Below are 20,176 nucleotides of genomic sequence, written 5' to 3'. Positions count from 1 at the left end.
GTCAGTCAGACCAGGCAGTGACCAGTTACGGGATCAACGACAACGGGCCTTCGACCGTCCACGGAACCGCACCGAATGATTAGCTTACGTAGGCGCTCACATTTGAAGCGCTTTACGCAGCGACGAGATTACGCGCGTCCCTCACATGGCGATAGAGCATTAAAAGCGACGCACCGTATGGGGTTGACTAACGATGCCGGACCACGCTCCTGTCTTCGCAACGCCGAGGCAGCGCGTGCTGCTGGTGTTCGGTAGAGCATCGAGATGACGCGCCGTGCGTTCTATCCTGAAGGCAGTATTTCGCGGATGGACTGGCTGCGAAAGTTGCTTATTTGAATGCTGCTGGGGTCTCGGCGTAGGCCATCGTGAGAGGATGATGGCTCGCAGCGGGCATGCGCGACTGACGCAACTCTTCAGCCTTGTTTAACAGGTGAACAAAGGCTCGTACTTTTGCCGACCGGAAACGTGCCGCTGGAAATACGGCATGAACGTCACCCCCAGGTAAGGACCAGCCCGGCAAAACATGCACGAGCCGTCCGGCAGCAAGATCAGCGGCAATAACGAAATCAGGCAGGACCGAAAGCCCCGCGCCTGCTAGCACCGCTGCGTGAACGGCCGGTGTTGAGTCAATAGCCAGAGTCGACGTTGCCTGAATGAAGCGTTGCTCGGTTTCTCCGCGCGAAAAATTCAGACGCAACGGATCGCGTCGCGCGGCATGGGCGATGAACGGCAGTTTCTGGATGTCTTCCGGCTCTTTGATCGCGGATGCGATGTTCGCAAGCGTCGATCCGCAGACGAGCAGCTGCCGGGTCGACGCGATTCGCCTCGACTGAAGGCCGGAATCGGGTAGCCGACCGAGACGGACCGCAACATCTATCTGATCCGAGACGATATCCATGTGCTTGTCCGAGAGTATCAACGTTGCCTCACAGGCAGGATAACGCCGCGTGAACTCGGTGAGTGCGAACACGACCACGAGGGTTCCATAATCGGACGGTGCGGTGACCCGTAGAGCGCCAGTCGGTACGGCTGACGACTCGGCAAGCTCGTTAAATGCGTCTTCCGACTCCTTCAGGATCGCGGCGCAGCGAGCATGGAAAGCTAGACCTGCTTCCGTTGGATGGACCGCGCGTGAGGTACGGACAAGGAGTGTCGTTCCGACCTCCTGCTCAAGCTTCGCGACTTGCTGGCTTACCACAGCTTTGGTAATTCCAAGCCGTTCAGCTGCAGCTGTGAACGAGCCTGCATCGACCACGGCAGAATAATAGGCCAATCGATTCAAGTTCCTGTATGCGTGCATAAGGGTACAGTTCTGAATGGTCCCAATCCTGCCTGCGGATCGATACGTTCCACCGATGCGCGAGAGACGATGGCCTGAGAAAGAGCTTATTGCCGTGCGACGAAGCTCGAATATGGATCAGCTCGCCAATATCAGTTGCCTCGTAAGCCCACTGCATGCCGACTGAGACTTGATCGGCCCATCGGGTAAGACCTCCCCGACGACCAGGAACGCCCGGGCTGTTGCGAGAGGCTGGCTCAACCGTGCAGGCGTACGCGTCATTCGCCTCTCACCACGCGGACCGATCGTTTCCAGACGGCAATATCATGCGCGAGTGCCGGATCATTTATCTCACGTCTACAAGTCAATTCGCCGCATTGTCGCGACCGGTTACAGCCGTTTAAAACTTTTTATTCACAGGAAGGCCCGCACCGGATGCGGGCTCGAAAACGGACATGAGCGCGATGTCGTCGACTTCAACCAGCATCGCGAAACTTGCCGGGTAAGCGTGCTTTTCACGGTCATGTGAGGCACCCGACCCTATAGGTTCCGGTGTGAGGGCAATCCGAGGTAGCAACAAAACTGCTAAAGCGTGTTGCGTTGCATTGCGGGCACGGCCTGACACCCGCTTGCTGCGCTCGGAATCCAATGGGACGGGCGCTAGTTCGCATCAAACAACGGAATGTACCCCTCGGTCGGTAGTAGAGCCGTGTGCATTTCAGCATGAGCGCCCACCGAATTAAGGGCGTCGACGGTCGTGCGTCGATTCGACAGCAGGCGCCACGGCACCGCTTGCGTGGCAGATGCGGCAGGATCCAGCGCTCTGCGTAACTCATCAAGCATTGCATCAGGAGGGAGCGTGTACGTCACAAAGCCCTCATTGGCCAGCGATGCGGTGCGAAAACCTGCATGTGCACACAGACGCTCCTTCGCCGGAACATCATCCACTGCTGTCTGCCGGAAGCTCTGGATCAGATCTGCCGTGACGGAATCCACGATTCGACCGCCTTTGATGAATGGGGGCCTGTCGGCGGCCCACGCCTCAGGCGGGCAAGCTTTGTGTGCCGGCATCAGCTCAATGAAAGGATTGATTTCGGCCGGATAGATCCTGCAGACGCTGGGCCTTGCCTCGTACGCGCCACACCGCATATCGGATTGAAGGTGAGGGCAGGCGCCGTCGAAGGCGCCGGCAACGGTTACCATCACACGGATCGGAAGCTCGCCGCTGTCGGCGGCAAACGACCGCATTCGCCTGTGTTGCATCTGTCCATCGTCGGTGGATGGTTCGGCGAGCCACGGCATCGCTTCGCAAAGAACCTGGACATCACCGCCATGTTCCAGCCAGCGTATGGCTTCGTTGACGCTCAGTGGCAGACGGAGATTGTGACAACAATTGCCGCACATCGTGCATGCGAAATTTAAATCCATGGTCATGTCGAGCTCGGATTCCACCAAATGGACAGAAACACAAAGGGAAATGTAAGGCAGCCCCGCTTCGGCCACCATCGATAATGTTCTAGTTCGGCCTGAAGCGCGCTTTGGTTACATCGAGAATGCGAAATAGACCGCCGCTTCACTGGACGTCTATGCGAACCATCGGCAACGGCGAACAGGCGTGCGGCAGATTCGAGCGGCGCTGTAACCGGGATTGCCGAATATCCGAACTAGGATTGGAGTAGCGACAGTGACTTCTCTTTCTAAACGCCAAAAGGGTCTAATCATGAACCGGATACGATTCGTTAAACACATCGTAGGCGCAGCGTTGCTGGCGGCGTCAGCCGGCACGTTCGCGGGTGAAGTGCCATTTACTCAGGCAAGCTTCGATCAGACCGTGTCGTCAGGGCGACCCGCGGTTGTGTATCTGCATGCTACCTGGTGTCCAACCTGTCGGGTTCAGAAGCCGATCGTCGACCGTCTGTCTGCCGACCCCAAGCTGAAGCAGGTGACCATTTTCATCGCAGACTATGATGCGGAAACGAAACTGAAAAGAGAACTCAAGGTCACCCAGCAGTCGACCTTCGTTGTTTTCAAGGACGGCCACGAAGTGGCGCGTTCGACCGGGCAGACCCAGGAGGCCGCCATCCGGGCCGTGTTTGAACAGGCTCTGTGATGCAATTCACTGCTGCAACGTATGGGTTGAGTCTCGTCGCCGGGTCGGCGTCAGTGCTGTCCCCCTGTGTGCTGCCGCTACTCCCGATACTCGCGACCTCAGCGTTGGCTAAACATCGGTTCGGCATCGTCGCGCTGGCAGCGGGCCTCGCCATTTCATTTGCGGGCGTCGGCCTATTTCTCGCCACCCTCGGAGCGTCAGCTGGACTGGACCCTGAGATTCTTCGACGCGGGGCGGCGAGCCTGATGGTCTTTTTTGGCCTTGTCATGCTATCGGGCACCCTTCAAAAGGTTTTTTCCCGGCTGAGTTCCGTCGTCGGTGCGAGGGGCCAGCAGGCGCTCGACGATGTGAAAGGCAACGGTTTGCTCGGGCAAACGATGATCGGGCTATTGCTGGGGTTCGTCTGGACCCCCTGTGTCGGGCCGACGCTGGGGGCGGCAACGTCGCTGGCGGCACAAGGTCAGGACCTCGGTCAAATCGCGATCCTGATGGCGCTGTTCGGCCTGGGTGCGGCACTGCCGCTCGTCCTGCTCGGAACGATCTCGAGAGTATCGCTCCTGAAGGTGCGAGGCACACTTGCCGCGTGGGGCAAGACGGCCCGCTGGACGCTCGGGGCTCTTTTCGTTGTCATGGGAACGATCGTCATCACCGGCTTCGACCGTCAGTTGGAAACCGTTCTTCTGTCCGTCAGTCCAGCCTGGCTTACTACGCTGACAACATCCCTATAAAAGCGCGACGGCTGCACCGCGGCGCAGGGTATCGTTGCCGCGATTCAGCAGCGTTGCGTTCGCGCGGCTCGCAGGGAAAACGCTGTCATGAAAAGATGCGTAGCTGATCGGCCAGCGCCGCGCCGAGGTGCGTGCTGAAGGCCCGATGCCGTATAAACGAACCCCACTTTAGTTCTTGTCTGTTCTGTAACCAGCCCGGGCCAATAGGCGAAATACCTGATGAAGCGCAGACATAAGCCTGTGCTTGAGCGATCGACACCGGTAACTCCGGACGACCTGACGCGCCAGGATGGGTTGGCCTTCGGGCAGGTCGATCGATACCCTGTTGGGAGAATATCGTGAAACTGAACAAGTTGGTGATTGTCATGGCCGTGGCAACGCTCGGCAGGTCGCCGCTGGCGAGTGCGCAACCTGTGCAGAACGCTGACGGAAGCGCAATGCCGGCAGAATCGAATCAAGCTCCGAAGACTCGCGAGCAGGTGCGCGAGGAACTGGCTCAAGCTCGCATGAACGGTACCATCCCGCGTTTTGGCAATCCCGATCCGTATGGGCCTGGCGGCACACCGAATTTCATCCGCCGCTAAAGAAGGCAGCCACTAGCAAGGCGAACGGATTGTCGAGGCACAATCCGTTCGCGTTCGCGACAAGGCTACGGAAGACCGTGATGTGACGCACGTCTCGTGGAATGTGCAAAGCAAGTTCCGGACGACATGAGCCGGGCAGTATAGGATCAGTCATGGAGGACGGATACGGTATTGCAAGGCAGCAGAGCCAGACATGTCCGCCTATCCGGCTTTATCCGTGCCACGCGGCTTGACCGCTTCTGTGTTCGCAGGCGGCGGCAGCCTCGGCGCGATCGAAGTTGGCATGCTGAAAGCACCCGATCACGACCTCGGCAACCTGTCGCCAAGCAGATAGTCGATCGATATCAGGCCAGGCCCCCAGGCTGCAATCGCCAATGCCATCGCCAACCAGGTCAGATGGATGGGCCAGCCGTCCGGTACAGTCAATTCGACGATGCAGGTCATCAATATCAGTCCGGCTGCCGCAAAGCGGGTTCCAAAGCCCAGCACGAGCAGCACCGGGAATGTCACTTCGCCGAGTCCCGACAGAAACGCGAAAACAGCCGGGGCGGGAAACGGATACGGACCGCCTGGAAGATGCAATTTGAACTCGTCCGTGAACAGGTCGATCGCCGTATCGTTCAGTTGAAGGAAGCCGTGCCATTTGAGAATGCCCGACTTCCAGAACGGCACAGCCAGAGCAAGCCGCAGCACGAGTTGAACGAGCCAGGGTTGTGCAAGCCGCTGGATCAGCCGCCTCACCGTGCTGATCGCGGATGTGACCACGCCTGGAAACGGCAATTTTACGTGTTGTTGGTTCGACATCTTTGTTATCTCCATGTTGGACCGCGTTAAGCACGCTGGCTGAGATCATCCCTGCCAGGTTGGCCTGGAGATCGAAGGACGGGGCTTCCTGAAACGCAGCCGTAACTGTGTCTACAGCTCGGGGCAGTCTGTTTGGGCAACTGACTTGTCAGCGTGGCATTGCCCATGGCCGCCCCGTCCCTCTTGTCGTTGGCCGGATCAGGACTTCAACGGGGTGAGCGAACCGTGGCCGCCACCCGGCACTTCGATACTCGTGCAGGTGCCCCCCTGAACGAACTTCCACGAGTTACCCTGGAAGTCCATCGCGGAAGTCCCCTGACATGTTGTGCCGGGGCCGGCGGCGCAGTCGTTTTGTCCCTTCAGCGCAACGCCGTAGCACTTCTCCTTGTGTGCGGCCACCGCTGCGGCTCCTTCGGCGGGTGTCAGTGGCGCGGCATGGGCGACTGATGCAAGCAGGCTCGCGACAACGCCGGCGAGGAGGGTGGAGCTGACTGTGATCTTTGCGGACATTGAATTTCTCCAGTGGTTGGGATGGAAGGTACCCGTGATGGATACGTGATCTAGTTCGTGGGCTGTCGATGTCTGGTTACAGGGAGTCGCTCTTTTTTGCTTTCGACTTGTGGAACGTTGGCATCTGCCCGAACCGCCGCGGCCAAGCCGCATGCAGCAGTTCGCTGCCGCTTGCCAGACGGTTACAGCACACCGCAGTGTTTCGCCGACAGCGGCAAGATGAAATGGCTCCGGTCGTCGGAGATGAGCGATCCGCATGCGTGCCGACGAGGTTTCGTAAAGACCTGGCGGCCTGGGTTTGGCATGATTATTTGGTATGGCTAAACGAAATTGAGGGCTACGCCGATTCGCGACTACTGGCGCACTGACATCTGAGTAGCGAAGCAAAAAATTCGTCGATCGCCGTAACCGTCCGGCCGCCGGAGGCGAACTATCAGTCGGACGTGGACGGTATGGCCTCCGAGAACCGTTCACTTCCGGTGGTGAGCAGGAAGCGGGCAGGCGCTGTTGGCTCGCTGTCCTGGTCATTCAGCTTGCTCCGTGCATCCGTCCGGCGGTCTGTTCGCTGTCCGAGGTGGAACACTGGGCCGTTCATGGATATTTGGGCGTTCTATTCCCATGCTACGAAAGACCCTTAAACGTGTCTGCGGTTTTGTCCTCGCGCTGCGCGCGCCAGGTATGCCCTGGGTGTTGCTGTTTGCCCGGATATGGTTTGGACAGGTCGTCTTCGTGCATCAGATCATGACCATGGCAGAGGGCCCTCATGATGGTCTGTCCGGCGGCCTGCATGTTCCTTCCGGGCTCGACGCAGCGCTGCACAGTGTGATGCCGTTGCTGCTTACCACGGGGCTGCTGACCCGTCCTGTTGCGCTGGTGCTGCTCATCGAAACGATCGCCGACAGTCACGGTGCGCTGGCAGTGGGCGCACAGGGAGCCAAACTCGCGCTCCTTTCGTGGCTCATCGTCAGTGGGGCGGGGGCCCTCTCGCTGGACAATCTTCTGGCGCGCGGTGTGTCATGGATTCCATTTCGCCCGATAAGCTTCACGCGTGGGCTTTATGTCCGGTTCGAACGCTACCTGGGTCCGCCTCTTCAGTTTGTCATTCGTGCCGGGCTTGCCGCCTCACTCGTTAGCTTCGGATTGCCAACGGGTTCGTGGTTGCAGGAATCAATGTTGGGTGCCGCGGCGACCTCTCTTATTCACCCGGCCTGGTGTGCGGCGGCCCTCGCGTTGGCGCTGGCGCTTGGCTGTGCGACGCGTGTTGCCGCGCTGGTCATCGCGGTGATGGTGCCCGTGGCCGGCATCGCCATGTCGACCGACGACCGGCTGGCAGTGCTGCTTCTTCTTCTCGTGCTAGTGGTCGCAGGCGGTGGTGCATTTTCCGTCGATTGGCTGATTGAGCGGTGGGCAAGCGGTAAGTCGCAGGAAGACAATTCCGCCCCGGAGGAGCTGCCGCATGTCGTCGTAGTCGGGGGCGGCTTTGGCGGCGTTGCAGCCGCGCAGGGGCTGCGCAATGCGCGCTGTCGGATCACGCTGATCGACCAGCGCAACCATCATCTGTTTCAGCCGCTGCTCTACCAGGTGGCGACGGCCGCGCTGTCGCCCGCCGAGATCGCCACACCGATCCGCAGCCTGTTCCGGCGGCAGCGCAACGTTCAGGTCAGGCTAGGGCAGGTGACGGGGGTGGATACCGTCGCGCGCGAGGTACACGTTGGTACGCTAGCCGTGAAATTCGACTATCTGGTGCTGGCGACGGGCGCTCGCCACAGTTATTTTGGCAAGGACGGTTGGGCGCCTTTCGCACCGGGCCTGAAGAGTATTGAAGATGCGACCGACGTGCGCAGTCGCCTGTTGCGTGCGTTCGAGGAAGCCGAAAGCGCGGCGAGCGAGACCGAGCGGGCCGCGTGGCTGACTTTCGTGATCGTTGGCGGCGGTCCCACCGGCATCGAACTGGCAGGTGCCATCGCCGAATTGGCCCGGCACGGGATGTCCGAGGAATATCGCAAGATCGATCCGGCCCGCGCCCGCGTGATCCTGTTGCAGTCGGGCCCGCGCATCCTGCCCACTTTCGCCGCTATCCTGTCGGGCGCAGCAGAACGCTCACTGCAAGCGCTCGGGGTCGAGGTCAGGCTCGACACCCGGGTGCTGGGCGTCGACAGCGATGGTGTCGACGTTGCGGGGCAGCGCATCGCCGCACGTACTGTGCTATGGGCGGCGGGCGTGGCGGCGTCGCCTGCAGCTCAATGGTTGAGCCGGACCGCTGATCCGTCGGGACGGCTTGCGGTGGGCGCCGACCTGTCCGTGCCGGACCTGCAACGGATTTACGCAATCGGCGACACGGCATCCTGTCTGGGATGGCGCGGCACGGTTGTTCCTGGCCTCGCGCCGGCGGCCAGGCAACAGGGCTCGTATGTGGCCGGCGTGATCGCGGCCAGTCTGGCGGGGCGGCGCCCGCCGCCGCCGTTTCGCTACCGGCATTTTGGCAGTCTTGCCACGATCGGACGTCAGGCGGCTGTTGCCGAGATCGGCAAACTTCGCGTATGGGGGGAGCCCGCGTGGTGGTTCTGGGGCGCCATTCATATTGCCTTCCTCGTCGGCGGCCGGAACCGGGCCATCGTTATTCTCGATTGGCTCTGGGCGTATCTCACCTACCGGCGCAGCACCCGGCTCATTACAGGTGATACGCGAGACAGGACGATGGATTGAAAGGGCGAGTCCACCATCGATGATGGTGGTGAGGGAAGCCCGGGCAACGCGACGCATGTGTGCGTTTCGCTATCGAAGCCGCCCGGTCAGAAGTCCGCCGGTAAGGCCGGAGTCGACAGCTACGCCAATGTTGCGGCCATGCCGGACGGTATGAAAAAGAGTGGGCGGTCTGTTCCACATCGATGCCGCTCTAGCCCGTTGCATATGTTCGTTTCGAGCGGGACGCAGCGGAGGGGGATTATCGATCCACAACAGCGCATTGACGCTTGCAGTGCGTACCGACGCTGCCTTTATCGCCGGGCCAACCTCACCGCTTACGTGGACCGGTCGACGCGCGCACCACCAGTTCCGGCGGCGGCGCGAGCACCATGGATGGCGGCTGGCCCGGCGCGTCGATGAGATGAATAAGACTCTCCACTGAGAGTTCGGCCACGGCTTCGGCGTGGATCGTCACCGTCGTCAGCGCGGGATGAACCTGATGGCAAAGCTGGATATCGGTGATGCCGATCACGGAGACGTCTTCGGGCACGCGCCGGCCTTGTGAGACCAGCGCCTGTACCGCGCCGATCGCGAGCAGATCGTTGGTGGCGAAAAGGCCCGTAAGGCCTGGCGCGTCCGCCATCAGCCGCATGCCGGCAGCGTAGCCGGAATCGATCGAATCGCGCACCGTCAGCGCGGCGCGCGCTTTCACTTCTATGCCGGCCTCGCGCAGCACTGCGCGAAATCCGCTGGAACGCGCGTCTTGCAGACCACCCGAGCCGTCGCCTATCAGCATGCCGATCTTGCGATGCCCGAGTTCGAGCAGATGGCGTGCGGCGAGCGCGCCCGCGAGCGCGAAATCCACGGCGACGCAGGGCAGGGGCGGCGGATTCTCGGGATGCTCCCACATGGACAGCAGAATCGGCGCGCGATGCATAGCCGAGACGCAGAGCTCGTTGATCGCGATGTCGGTGTTCATCACGAGGACGCCGTCGGCAAGTGTGCCGGCAATCTGGTTGAGGTAGGCGCGGCCGATTTCCTCGTTGTCGTCCGTGTTGCACACCATCAGGAAGCGGCCCGCGCGCCGCGCCGCGCGCTCTGCCGACAGGACGAACTCGGGATAAAACGGGTTGCCCAGGTTGGACAGCATCAACGCGAGCATCGACGAGCGTCCTTCCGCCAGCGCGCGCGCATTGAGATTGGGCCTGTAGCCCAGTTCGTTGATGGCCCTCAACACGCGCTCCGCGGTCTCGGGGCGCACCTTGTCGCGATTGCGCAAAACGTTCGACACGGTGGCGGCCGTTACCTGCGCCCGGCGCGCCACTTCTACCAGAGTCACCATGCGGTTCCCATATTCAGGGATTGTTATTCATATGTTGCGCGTTGCACGCGGCGTTGCTAACTTGTGTCGCACAACACAAGGAGACGACTCGCCATGCCACATCACCCGTCCGAATTTAAGCGCTTAAATCTGCGCAACGCAAGTGTCCATTTTTAGACGCCAAAATTTAAGCGCTTAAATTCGGAGGCAGCATGGCGACGATCGACCTCAGGAATGTGCAGAAAGCGTACGGCGATCACGCGTCCGTCATCCGGCGCTTGAGCCTTGAAATCGCACAGCATGAGTTCTGTGTCTTTCTCGGTCCGTCGGGCTGCGGCAAGTCCACCTTGCTGCGAATGATCGCCGGACTCGAAGACCTGAGCGAAGGCGAACTGCGCATCGGCGGACGCCTGATGAACCATGTGCCCTCGGCGGCGCGCGGCGTTGCGATGGTGTTTCAGAGCTACGCACTTTTTCCGCACATGACGGTGTTCGACAACATGGCTTTCGGCCTGCGCATTGCCAAAGCGCCGAAGGCGACTGTCGAATCCAGAGTACGCGAAGCCGCCCGAATCCTGCAACTCGACGCGCTCCTCGACCGTTTCCCGAAACCGCTCTCTGGCGGTCAGAGGCAACGCGTCGCGATTGGCCGCGCCATTGTGCGTGAGCCTGGCGCGTTTCTGTTCGACGAACCGCTTTCCAATCTCGACGCCGCCCTGCGGGGGCAGACCCGTATCGAGATCGCGCGGCTGCATCAACGCTTTTCCGAAGCCAGCGTGGTGTATGTGACGCACGACCAGGTGGAAGCCATGACGCTCGCCGACAAGATCGTGCTGCTGCATGCGGGCGCCGCGGCTGAACGCTTCGGCAGCATTGCGCAGACCGGCGCGCCGCTCGAGCTTTATCACCATCCGAAGTCGCGCTTCGTCGCCGGATTCATTGGCTCGCCGCAGATGAATTTCATCGACGCCGTAGTCGACTCGACCAGCCCGGGCAGCGTAACCGTGCGGCTCGCGAGAAGCGGCGAGTCCCTCGTTGCCCATGTCGACGGCGCGCATCTGACGCGCGGCCAGAATGTCTCGCTCGGCGTGCGTCCGGAGCATCTGCGCCTGGGCGGCGAAGGGCAGGGCATCGCGGTGACCGCAGCACTCACCGAGCGGCTCGGCGAGCACAGCTACGTGCATGCCGACCACGAGCACGGCACGCTGGTGGCGAAAGCGCCAGGCGACTCGCCCGTGCGCGCCGGCGAGCGTCTGTCGATCCATGTGCCCGCCGACGCCTGTCATCTGTTCGATGAAGACGGCGTGGCGGCAACACGAACGATTCGTGCAGGCACGCCGGTCGCGGCCTGAACTTCCAGCCCTGCCATAGAGCGGGCTATACCGACTGTCCGCATGACGCGGCCAGCCAACAAAAGTAGTCAAGGAGACAAAGATGATTGCAAATCGCCTTCGCCGTCTGGCGCGCGTGTCGGCTGCTGTCGCTGTGGTATCGGCGCTGTGGTCGGCCGGCGTCGCCGACGCCGCCACGTTGAACGTGAACGTATCGGCGCGCGGCAACCAGCGCTCGACCTGGCAGGACGCCTTCGACAAGTTCAGGAAGGCGAACCCGGACGTCGACCTCAAAGTCACCTACATCACCGAGGAAGCGTACAAGGTGCAGATGGGCGGCTGGCTCGCAACCGATCCGCCTGACGTGGTCTCCTGGCACGACGGTGAGCGCATGGCTTACTACGCCCAGCGCGGCCTGCTTGAAGACCTGTCGCCGGACTGGAACAGGAATGGCTGGTCGCAACAGTACGCGTCGGTCAAGGAAGCCTCGACATACAAGGGCAAGCAATACGCTGCACCGCTCGGCTACGACGCCTACGGATTCTTCTACCGCAAGGATCTATTCGAGAAAGCCGGGGTAAAAGGGGAGCCGAAAACCTGGGGCGAGTTTCTCGACGCCTGCAAGAAGATCAAGGCGAGCGGCGTTGCGCCGATCGCCGTTGCCGCACGCGATAGCTGGACGCTGGCCGCCTGGTTCGATTATCTCGACCTGCGCATTAACGGCAACGCTTTCCACCAGCAACTGATGGCCGGCGAGATTCCGTACACCGACGCACGCGTAAGGAAGGTCTATACCACGTGGAAAACGCTGATCGACGACAAGTACTTCATCGACAACGCGCTGTCCTTCGATCTCGATTCCATCGCGCCGTTCCTCGCGAACGGCAAAGCCGCCATGATGCTGATGGGCACGTTCTTCTCGACCAGCATCCCGGCTTCGGTCAAGCCGGAGACGGCGTTCTTCCGCTTCCCGGTGATCGACCCGAAAGTGCCGATGGCCGAGGACGGCCCGGTGAACGTGCTGCTGATTCCGGCCAGGGCGAAGAACAAGACCGACGCGCACCGACTGCTCGCCTTCATGGAGCAGCCGCAGATCAACGCGGATCTCGCTCGCGGCTGGGGCCAGTTGCCGTCGAACAGCAAGTCGCCGGAACCCGAGGACGCGATCTCCAAAGTGGGCTTCCAGACGCTCGCCAGCACGCAAGGCGGCATCGCGCAGTTCTATGACCGCGACATGACCAAGGAAATGGCCGACGAAGGCATGAAGGCCATGCAGCAGTTCTACAGCGACCCGTCGCAACTCGATGCCGTGCTCGCGCGTCTCGAAGCAACGCGCAAACGCATTTACAGGAAGTAAGCCGGCGCGGACGCCGGCACGGAGTGCCAGGCCGGCGTCACACCTTCGATTTTCCCGCGAGGCCCGATCATGTCTTCTCCTTTAGCGAGCCGCCTGCCGACGGCGCGGCATCGACACGTCTCCACGACCCGCCGTCATCAGCACCGCGCCGCGTTCTTTTTCCTGTTGCCGGGCTGCGCGCTGTTCTGCCTGTGCGTGATCTATCCGATCTTCAGCAGCATTTCGCTCAGCTTTTACAACTGGGACGGCATGACGCCGAAGACCTTCGTTGGCCTTGGCAATTACATCGAGCTGTTTCATTCCGACACTTTCTACACGGCGCTCAGGAACAACCTGATCTGGCTCGGCTGCTTCCTGCTCGCGCCGCCGCTCGGGCTGCTGTTCGCGCTTTATCTGAACCAGCGGATGCGCGGCATGCGCGTCGTCAAGTCGCTGTTCTTCGCGCCATTCGTGCTTTCGGGCGTGGTGGTGGGTCTTGTTTTCAGCTGGTTCTACGATCCGGCCTTCGGCCTGCTGCGGCTTCTCGTCGGCCACGGCGTGCCGGTTCTCGGCGATCCGAAAACGGTGACGTTCGGCATTATCTTCGCGGCGCTCTGGCCGCAGACGCCATTCTGCATGGTGCTCTATCTCACCGGCCTCACCGGTATCAATCCGGAAGTGGTGGAGGCGGCGCGGATGGAAGGCGCAAAGGGGCTAAAACTGCTGTGGTACGTGATCCTGCGTCAACTGCGGCCCGCGACTTTCATGGCCGTGGTGCTGACCGTGATCGGCGCATTGCGCAGCTTCGATCTGATTGCGGTGATGAGCGGCGGCGGTCCGTTCGACAGCTCCACCGTGCTCGCGTACTTCATGTACGACCAGGCCATCAAGTACTACCGCGAAGGCTATTCGGCCGCCATTGCGGTCGTGCTGTTCGCGATCATGCTCGTCTACATCGTGTTCCACCTGCGCCGCATGCTGCGCGACGAACGTTGAGTCAACGGAGTCATTCATGTATCCCCTTCCCGTCGAACGCTGGAAACCGCTGAATCGTACGCTTTACAAGGTGTCGCTGCCGATCGCGCTCGTCATCTGGCTGCTGCCCATGATCGCCGTGCTCGTCACCTCGATCCGTTCCTCCGACGAACTCACCCAGGGCGACTACTGGGGCTGGCCGAAGCACTTCGCGCTAGTCGAAAACTACGGCGCGGCACTCACGCAAACGCCAATGCTTCACTACTTCACCAACAGCGTGCTGATTACCTTGCCCTCCGTGTTCGGCGCAATCCTGCTCGCGTCGATGGCGGGGTTCGCGCTTGCTACGTATCGCTTCCGCGGCGCGACGGCGATCCTGTTCGCGTTCGTCGCCGGCAATTTCGTGCCGATCCAGATCCTGATGATTCCGGTGCGCGACATGGCGCTGCGTGTCGGCATCTTCAACACGGTCTGGGTGCTGGTGATCTTTCACGTTTCATTCCAGACCGGCTTCTGCACGCTGTTCCTGCGCAATTTCATCAAGCAGTTGCCGTTCGAACTGATCGAGGCGGCGCGCGTGGAGGGCGCAAGCGAATGGACGGTCTACGCACGCATCGTGCTGCCGCTTATCCGGCCGGCGTTGGCCGCGCTCGGCATCCTCGTGTTCACCTTCGTCTGGAACGACTACTTCTGGGCGCTGTGCCTGACCCAGGGCGACGACGCCGCGCCGATCACGGTGGGCGTCGCCGCGCTCAAGGGCCAGTGGACCACGGCGTGGAACCTGGTCGCGGCCGGCTCCGTGCTCGCCGCGTTGCCGTCGGTCCTGATGTTTTTCCTGATGCAGAAGCACTTTGTCGCCGGCCTGACGTTCGGCGCGAGCAAGGGCTGACCGCCCGCCTTCCCTCCATAAAGCGAGACCCATTTCATGCAACTCGGTGTTTGTTATTACCCGGAACAATGGCCCCGTTCGATGTGGGCCGACGACGCTCGACGCATGGCCGAACTCGGCATCACGCACGTGCGGATCGCGGAATTCGCGTGGAGCCGCATGGAACCGCGCGCGGGCGAATTCGACTGGGGCTGGCTCGACGACGTGGTGGAGACGCTTGCGAGCCACGGCCTGAAAATCGTGCTCGGCACGCCGACCGCGGCGCCGCCGAAATGGCTGGTGGACGCGTATCCCGAGATCCTGCCGATGCGCGCGGACGGCACGCGCTGGAATGCCGGCTCACGCCGGCATTACGACGTTTCGAGCGAAACGTACCGGCGCGAATGTGTGCGGATAACGGCTGCGATGGCGCAGCGCTACGGTTCGCACGCAGCAGTGGTTGCCTGGCAAACGGATAATGAACTCGGCTGTCACGAAACGATACCGAGCTACACGCCGGCCGCACTCGCGCGTTTTCGCTCATGGCTCAAAGCGCGCTACGAAACCATCGGGCAGCTCAACGATGCGTGGGGCAACGTGTTCTGGAGCATGGAGTACGCGTCGTTCGACGCCATCGAACTGCCGAACCTTACGCCCACCGACGCCAATCCGATTCACCTGCTCGACTTTCGCCGCTTCATGTCCGACGAGGTGTCGGCGTTTCATCGCCATCAGGTCGAGGTGCTGCGTCGTTTCGCGCCGCACGCCGACGTGCTGCACAACTTCATGGGCTTTTTTACCACCTTCGATCACTACCGGTTTGCCGCGGACAAGGCAATCGACGTCGCCTCATGGGACAGCTATCCGATTGCGCGCACGGAATCTATCGCATTGCCCGAGGCACAAAAGGCACGTTACGCGCGCACCGCGCATCCAGACGTCTCGGCGTTCGATCACGACCGTTATCGCGCGATAGGGCAAGGCCGCTTCTGGGTGATGGAACAGCAGGCGGGCCCGGTGAACTGGGCGTCGTGGAATCCGGTGCCGGCAAAAGGGATGGTGCGGCTGTGGGCCTTCGAGGCATTTGCGCACGGCGCGGAGCTGGTGTCGTACTTCCGCTGGCGGCAATGTCCGTATGCGCAGGAACAGATGCACTCGGGCCTGAACCTGCCGAACAACGAACTGTCGCCTGGCGGAATCGAAGTCGAACGCGCGGCTCGCGAGATTGCGGCCTCGCATGTGCTGTCCACGCTCGCCGCGCCCACGCGCGCGGACGTGGCGCTCGTGTTCGACTACGAGACGCAATGGATGTTCGAGATCCAGCGGCACGGCAAAACCTTCGACTATCAGACACTGGCTTTCGAGTACTACGAGGCGTTGCGCGAACTCGGGCTCGACGTGGATATCCTACCGAAGAGCGCTGATCTTACGCAGTATCGTCTGGTGATCGTGCCGAGCATCGCGGTGATCGACGACGGCCTGATCGCGCAGGTCGAAAAGAGCGGTGCGCAGTGGGTTTTCGGCCCGCGCAGCGGCTCGAAAACCAAAGATTTCGCGATTCCGGCGAATCTCGCACCTGGCGCTTTGCAGCGGGTGTTACCGATGCAGGTGCTGGAAGTCGAGTCGCTGCGAGCGTCGCTCGCCCCCGCGGTTCGTGTCGGCAACACAAACGGGGTAGCGGTGCACTGGCGCGAACACGTGCGGGCCAACGGCGAGACAGGTGTCGAAGCCGCTTTCGACGACCAATGGCCGGCGGTGCTTGCGCACGGGCGAGTGCGCTACGTGGCGGCGTGGCTGTCGCAAGGGCTGCATCGCGCGCTGCTTCAGCAGGTGGCGGCCGAAGCGGGCCTGACAGTGCAGAACTTGCCGGAAGGCCTGCGCACGCGGCGGCGCGGCGATCTGACCTTTGCGTTCAACTTCGGTCCTGAGCGCGTGCAGGCACCGTCGCCGTTAGGTGCGCGCTTCGTGCTGGGCGGCGCACAACTCGCGACCGGCGATGTCTGCGCGTGGCTCGATGTGGACCGCACGGACAACCCGGCATGACCGTGGACGATCGCGCGCTCGCCGCAGCCGGCCCGCGCGGTTCGGTGGAACCGGACCGCGCTTGCGCCCTGTTGCTCAGCATCGACGCAAGCACGCCGGCGAGTCCGCCGCGCACGGGTCTGCTGCGGCTTGGAACCGCACGTGCGCCCGACGGCGCGACTATCGGCATCAACGACCGTTATCTGACGCGCGACAGCCGGCCGTGGTTGCCGGTGATGGGCGAAATGCACTATTCACGTGTGCCCGAGCGCCAATGGGACGACGAACTCGCAAAGATGAAAGCGGCCGGAATCGAGATCGTCTCCAGTTACATCATCTGGTGCCACCACGAGTTGCAGGCCGGCCATTTCGAGTGGAGCGGGCGGCGCGATCTGCGCAGCTTCGTCGCGGCGTGCGGGCGGCACGGCCTGCTGTTCTTCGCCCGCATCGGCCCTTGGGCGCACGCGGAAGTGCGCTACGGCGGCATCCCGGGCTGGGTCGTCGATCAGACGCCCACACGTTGCAATGACCCGGTTTATCTGGACTACGTGCAGCGCTTTTATGCGCAGATCGCGCAGCAATTGAGAGGCGAACTGTGGAAGGACGGCGGCCCGGTCATCGGCGTGCAGATCGAGAACGAGTACAACCTGACAGGCCCGGAGCAGGGCGCTGCTCACATCGCCGAACTCAAGCGGCTGGCGATGGCTGCCGGACTGGATACGCCGTTGTACACCGTGACAGGCTGGGACGACGCGGTGTTTCCGCACGGCGAAGTGACGCCGGTTTTCGGCGGCTATCCGGACATGCCGTGGGGCAGCACGCCCGACAGGTCGGCGCCGAACGAGGCCTACGCCTTCCGCTTCACGAGCCGGGTGGGCGGCGATCTGGGCGCGCAGACCCAGGGCGGGAGCGATGGCGATGCCGACAAGGTCGCCGGCGACACGCCGTTTCTGGGCGCGGAGTATGGGGCGGGCGTGCCCACCATGTACCGGCGACGTCCGGTGATCGATGCAGACGATGTCGGCGCGATGCTGCCGGTGCAATTGGGTTCGGGTGTGAACCTTTACGGCTACTACATGTTCCACGGTGGTCGTAATCCGCCGGATTTGCGCGAGGGCCAGGAATCGACGGCGACGGGCGGCTGGAACGACCTGCCGGTCGTCAATTACGATTTTCAGGCGCCGTTCGGAGCGAACGGCGAGGCCGGTGCGGTACTCGGCAAGCTCCGGCCGATGCATGCATTCCTGCGCGAATGGGGTAGCGCCCTCGCGACCTACCCGGTTCACGCGCCCGCCGTGAAGCCACGATCAGCCGATGATCTGCACACGCCGCGCTTTTCGGTGCGCTCCGACGGCGAGCGCGGATTCCTGTTCGTGAACAATCACGTGCGCCAGCACAGCATGCCGGCGCAAGCTGGCGTGCGCTTTTCAGTGCGGCTCGCAAACCGGACGATCACGCTGCCTACGGATGCCATCGACATCGCTCCGGGTGCCTATTTCGTATGGCCGATCGCGCTGCCGATGGCCGATGCGGAACTGCGTTACGCCACCGCGCAGCCGATGACGCGTCTCGCCACGCCCGGCGGCGACACCTACGTTTTTCGCGCTGTCGATGGTATTGCAGCGGAGTTTGTATTCGAGGCACGAACGGTCCGTGAGATCGATGCGGCGGGGAGCGTGGTAAAACGGCTCGACGACGCGCTTGTCGTCACACTGGAGCCCGGAACGTGCACGAGCGTGACGACTGCCAGCGGGTGTGTTTTCACGCTGCTGCTGCTTTCTGCCCACGATGCGGAACGTACGACGATTACGTCGTTCGAGGGTTTGCAGCGTCTCGTGCGCAGCGATGCCGACGTGTTCGAGTCGAACGGCCAGCTGGTGCTTCGCTCGACCGATCCGGAGCTGGCGTTCAGCATCTATCCGCCTTTGCAACGCACGCCGATCGCGACCTTGCCGCTCACTCGCGGGCAGGATCGCGATGGCTTCGCCACCTACATCGCAAAAGCCGAGGCGCGGCCAGTCACGGTCCAACTGGTGAAGTTGCGCGAGGCGCGCGAAGTGCCGCCCATACGGCAGGGTGGCCCCGCGAATGCGAGCGTCGAGCCCGTCCCGGAAACGTTCGGCAGGTCGGCAGCGTGGCAGATCTTGATACCGTCGAACGTGACGGCGGGTCTCGCCAACGCGTATCTGTCGATACGCTATCGCGGCGACGTGGGCCGCCTGTTCGCCGGCACGACGCTGGTGGACGACCATTTCTACAACGGCTTACCGTGGCGCATCTCGCTTGGGGATACAGCGGCTAGCGCGGTGTCGCGACCGCTGACGCTGACCATCCTGCCGCTGCGCACCGATGCGGCGATCTATCTCGACGCGCGTTACGATCCGCGTCCTGAGGCCGAGCGGCAAGGGCTGTCGCAGACGGCCACGCTTGATGAAGTCAGGATCGTTTCGGAGTACGAGCTTCGTGTTGGCGAAGCGTTAAAAGATCATTCGTAGTCCATCTGTGAAGTGGGGTCTGTCTGTCAACTCGGCCAGCGCTTCGACGCCCGCGGCGCTCTTCTTGCCTGGTTGAATTCGAGCAGGAGCATGTCGCGAAAGCCCCGTGCCGCCGCAGACAATGGGCGGGCGGTCGACGTAATCAGATACGCGCGATAGTCGATGCGCGGCTTGAACGCGGCGATGTGAAAACCGAGATGCGCGAACTCGAGCGCCGACTCGCGGATCACGAGCCCCACGCCCAAACCGTGGGCCACCATATGGCAGACCGTGGATGCCCACGGTGTCTCTGCGCGAATGCGTCGCTCGACGCCGCTCGAATCGAACACCGCGTCGATTGACGTGCGTGCCTTCACCTTGGCAGCCATCGAAATAAAGTCTTCCCCGGACAGATCGGTCGGCTGCAACACAGGTCGCCCAGTCAGACGGTGCCCTTTGGGCAGAATGCAGACGATCTCCGAACTGGTGATTTCCTCGCTGCGCAAACCCTCACGGTCCGATGCGCGCAGCGCGATACCGAGATCGATGGTTTGACGCGATACGGCTTCGATCACGCTATCGGTCGACATCGGCTCCAGTGACGTCAGCAGTTCCTCGCGCCCCGCGACATAGCGTGTGATCCGCTCGGTGATCCAGCCCTCGGCGAATGCGGGAAATACGCCGACGCGCAGATAGCCGCGCCGCGTAGTGCCGATTTCTCTCGCCACGTCGTTCAGATAATCGAGCCCGCGATACACCTGCGTGACTTCCGCGAAGAAGATTTCCGCTTCGGGCGTCGGCACCAGCTTGCCCCGGCGCCGCTCGAAAGCAACAAAACCGGCCTCCTGCTCGAAGCGCTCGATCATCCGGCTCACGGCCGGCTGCGATACGTTCAGGCGCTGCCCGGCAGCGGTAATCGAGCCATGCGTCATTACCGCGACGAACACCTCCATCTGCTTGGCATTGAGCCTCGGCATTGGCGTGTCTCCCCGATGATTGATGCGATGCGGTGGCAATATCAACCCACCGTGCGTTGATTCTAGGGCATTACATAGAGTGCGATCAAACGAACAAAATTGTAGTGGATGTAATAGTTTTGCCTGCCTATAGTCGCTTCATCGACGCATTGCGTACCTTTCGAAACGACTG

General features: G+C 61.9%; 16 protein-coding genes. 10 read left to right on the top strand and 6 right to left on the bottom strand.

The window, feature by feature from the left end; translation table 11 throughout:
* Positions 1–328: 328 nt before the first annotated feature.
* Both AAGS40_RS28075 and AAGS40_RS28070 read right to left on the bottom strand, forming a co-directional pair.
* The gene (locus AAGS40_RS28075; protein ID WP_345816823.1) at positions 329–1,273 is read right to left on the bottom strand and encodes a LysR family transcriptional regulator; all 945 of its coding nucleotides are present in this window, start codon (positions 1,271–1,273) and stop codon (positions 329–331) included.
* Positions 1,274–1,939: 666 nt separating this feature from the next.
* Positions 1,940–2,785 (bottom strand): YkgJ family cysteine cluster protein, encoded by an 846-nt coding sequence (locus AAGS40_RS28070; RefSeq protein ID WP_345816822.1) that lies wholly within the window; start codon positions 2,783–2,785, stop codon positions 1,940–1,942.
* Between the two features lie 178 nt (positions 2,786–2,963).
* On the opposite strand from AAGS40_RS28070, the gene AAGS40_RS28065 reads away from it, so the two are divergent.
* From AAGS40_RS28065 to AAGS40_RS28055, 3 genes are all read left to right on the top strand, one after another.
* Positions 2,964–3,389: a thioredoxin family protein gene (locus tag AAGS40_RS28065; RefSeq protein ID WP_345816821.1), complete on the top strand. Its 426-nt coding sequence runs from the start codon at positions 2,964–2,966 to the stop codon at positions 3,387–3,389.
* Positions 3,389–4,117 carry a cytochrome c biogenesis CcdA family protein gene (locus AAGS40_RS28060; RefSeq protein ID WP_345816820.1) on the top strand — a complete coding sequence of 243 codons (729 nt, stop codon included), beginning with the start codon at positions 3,389–3,391 and terminating at the stop codon, positions 4,115–4,117. The genes AAGS40_RS28065 and AAGS40_RS28060 overlap by 1 nt, the downstream gene beginning before the upstream one ends.
* A gap of 338 nt (positions 4,118–4,455) precedes the next feature.
* Positions 4,456–4,701 carry a DUF4148 domain-containing protein gene (locus tag AAGS40_RS28055; RefSeq protein WP_345816819.1) on the top strand — a complete coding sequence of 82 codons (246 nt, stop codon included), beginning with the start codon at positions 4,456–4,458 and terminating at the stop codon, positions 4,699–4,701.
* Between the two features lie 300 nt (positions 4,702–5,001).
* On the opposite strand, the gene AAGS40_RS28050 is transcribed toward AAGS40_RS28055, so the two are convergent.
* Positions 5,002–5,505 (bottom strand): DoxX family protein, encoded by a 504-nt coding sequence (locus tag AAGS40_RS28050; protein WP_345816818.1) that lies wholly within the window; start codon positions 5,503–5,505, stop codon positions 5,002–5,004.
* Between the two features lie 198 nt (positions 5,506–5,703).
* Entirely contained in the window at positions 5,704–6,015 is a 312-nt protein-coding gene (locus tag AAGS40_RS28045) for a DUF2282 domain-containing protein (protein ID WP_345816817.1), read from the bottom strand.
* Between the two features lie 618 nt (positions 6,016–6,633).
* Here AAGS40_RS28045 and AAGS40_RS28040 point away from each other — a divergent pair.
* Entirely contained in the window at positions 6,634–8,721 is a 2,088-nt protein-coding gene (locus AAGS40_RS28040; RefSeq protein WP_345816816.1) for an NAD(P)/FAD-dependent oxidoreductase, read from the top strand.
* Positions 8,722–9,028: 307 nt separating this feature from the next.
* Here AAGS40_RS28040 and AAGS40_RS28035 read toward each other — a convergent pair whose 3' ends face one another.
* Positions 9,029–10,042, bottom strand: coding sequence for a LacI family DNA-binding transcriptional regulator (locus tag AAGS40_RS28035; protein WP_345816814.1), 1,014 nt, complete (start codon positions 10,040–10,042; stop codon positions 9,029–9,031).
* 191 nt (positions 10,043–10,233) lie between these two features.
* Between AAGS40_RS28035 and ugpC the strand changes: the two genes are divergently transcribed.
* The 6 genes from ugpC (at position 10,234) to AAGS40_RS28005 (ending at position 19,048) form a co-directional block, all read left to right on the top strand.
* Positions 10,234–11,373 carry a sn-glycerol-3-phosphate ABC transporter ATP-binding protein UgpC gene (gene ugpC, locus AAGS40_RS28030; protein ID WP_345816813.1) on the top strand — a complete coding sequence of 380 codons (1,140 nt, stop codon included), beginning with the start codon at positions 10,234–10,236 and terminating at the stop codon, positions 11,371–11,373.
* An 82-nt stretch (positions 11,374–11,455) separates the two neighbouring features.
* The gene (locus AAGS40_RS28025) at positions 11,456–12,709 is read left to right on the top strand and encodes an extracellular solute-binding protein (protein ID WP_345816812.1); all 1,254 of its coding nucleotides are present in this window, start codon (positions 11,456–11,458) and stop codon (positions 12,707–12,709) included.
* 69 nt (positions 12,710–12,778) lie between these two features.
* On the top strand, positions 12,779–13,684 hold the full coding sequence (locus tag AAGS40_RS28020; protein WP_345816811.1) for a sugar ABC transporter permease: 906 nt from the start codon (positions 12,779–12,781) through the stop codon (positions 13,682–13,684).
* A 16-nt stretch (positions 13,685–13,700) separates the two neighbouring features.
* Positions 13,701–14,552, top strand: coding sequence for a carbohydrate ABC transporter permease (locus tag AAGS40_RS28015; RefSeq protein ID WP_345816810.1), 852 nt, complete (start codon positions 13,701–13,703; stop codon positions 14,550–14,552).
* A 36-nt stretch (positions 14,553–14,588) separates the two neighbouring features.
* The gene (locus tag AAGS40_RS28010; protein ID WP_345816809.1) at positions 14,589–16,574 is read left to right on the top strand and encodes a beta-galactosidase; all 1,986 of its coding nucleotides are present in this window, start codon (positions 14,589–14,591) and stop codon (positions 16,572–16,574) included.
* Complete coding sequence (locus AAGS40_RS28005) at positions 16,571–19,048, top strand: beta-galactosidase (RefSeq protein ID WP_345816808.1); 2,478 nt, start codon at positions 16,571–16,573, stop codon at positions 19,046–19,048. Before AAGS40_RS28010 ends, AAGS40_RS28005 begins: the two co-directional genes overlap by 4 nt.
* A 26-nt stretch (positions 19,049–19,074) precedes the next feature.
* Here the strand turns inward: AAGS40_RS28005 and AAGS40_RS28000 are convergent, their stop codons facing one another.
* Entirely contained in the window at positions 19,075–20,004 is a 930-nt protein-coding gene (locus AAGS40_RS28000; RefSeq protein WP_345816807.1) for a LysR substrate-binding domain-containing protein, read from the bottom strand.
* Between the last annotated feature and the right edge of the window lie 172 nt (positions 20,005–20,176).

This window comes from Paraburkholderia sp. PREW-6R, assembly GCF_039621805.1.
In the GTDB taxonomy this organism is placed as follows: Bacteria; Pseudomonadota; Gammaproteobacteria; order Burkholderiales; family Burkholderiaceae; genus Paraburkholderia.
This window is presented reverse-complemented; position numbering and strand designations above follow the sequence as displayed.

Coding starts and splice junctions, on each gene's coding strand:
- AAGS40_RS28070 (WP_345816822.1), bottom strand. CDS start 2,785: ATGGTGGCCGAAGCGGGGCTGCCTTACATTTCCCTTTGTGTTTCTGTC.
- AAGS40_RS28060 (WP_345816820.1), top strand. CDS start 3,389: ATGCAATTCACTGCTGCAACGTATGGGTTGAGTCTCGTCGCCGGGTCG.
- AAGS40_RS28050 (WP_345816818.1), bottom strand. CDS start 5,505: ATGTCGAACCAACAACACGTAAAATTGCCGTTTCCAGGCGTGGTCACA.
- AAGS40_RS28045 (WP_345816817.1), bottom strand. CDS start 6,015: ATGTCCGCAAAGATCACAGTCAGCTCCACCCTCCTCGCCGGCGTTGTC.
- AAGS40_RS28040 (WP_345816816.1), top strand. CDS start 6,634: ATGCTACGAAAGACCCTTAAACGTGTCTGCGGTTTTGTCCTCGCGCTG.
- AAGS40_RS28035 (WP_345816814.1), bottom strand. CDS start 10,042: ATGGTGACTCTGGTAGAAGTGGCGCGCCGGGCGCAGGTAACGGCCGCC.
- ugpC (WP_345816813.1), top strand. CDS start 10,234: ATGGCGACGATCGACCTCAGGAATGTGCAGAAAGCGTACGGCGATCAC.
- AAGS40_RS28025 (WP_345816812.1), top strand. CDS start 11,456: ATGATTGCAAATCGCCTTCGCCGTCTGGCGCGCGTGTCGGCTGCTGTC.
- AAGS40_RS28020 (WP_345816811.1), top strand. CDS start 12,779: ATGTCTTCTCCTTTAGCGAGCCGCCTGCCGACGGCGCGGCATCGACAC.
- AAGS40_RS28015 (WP_345816810.1), top strand. CDS start 13,701: ATGTATCCCCTTCCCGTCGAACGCTGGAAACCGCTGAATCGTACGCTT.
- AAGS40_RS28010 (WP_345816809.1), top strand. CDS start 14,589: ATGCAACTCGGTGTTTGTTATTACCCGGAACAATGGCCCCGTTCGATG.
- AAGS40_RS28005 (WP_345816808.1), top strand. CDS start 16,571: ATGACCGTGGACGATCGCGCGCTCGCCGCAGCCGGCCCGCGCGGTTCG.
- AAGS40_RS28000 (WP_345816807.1), bottom strand. CDS start 20,004: ATGCCGAGGCTCAATGCCAAGCAGATGGAGGTGTTCGTCGCGGTAATG.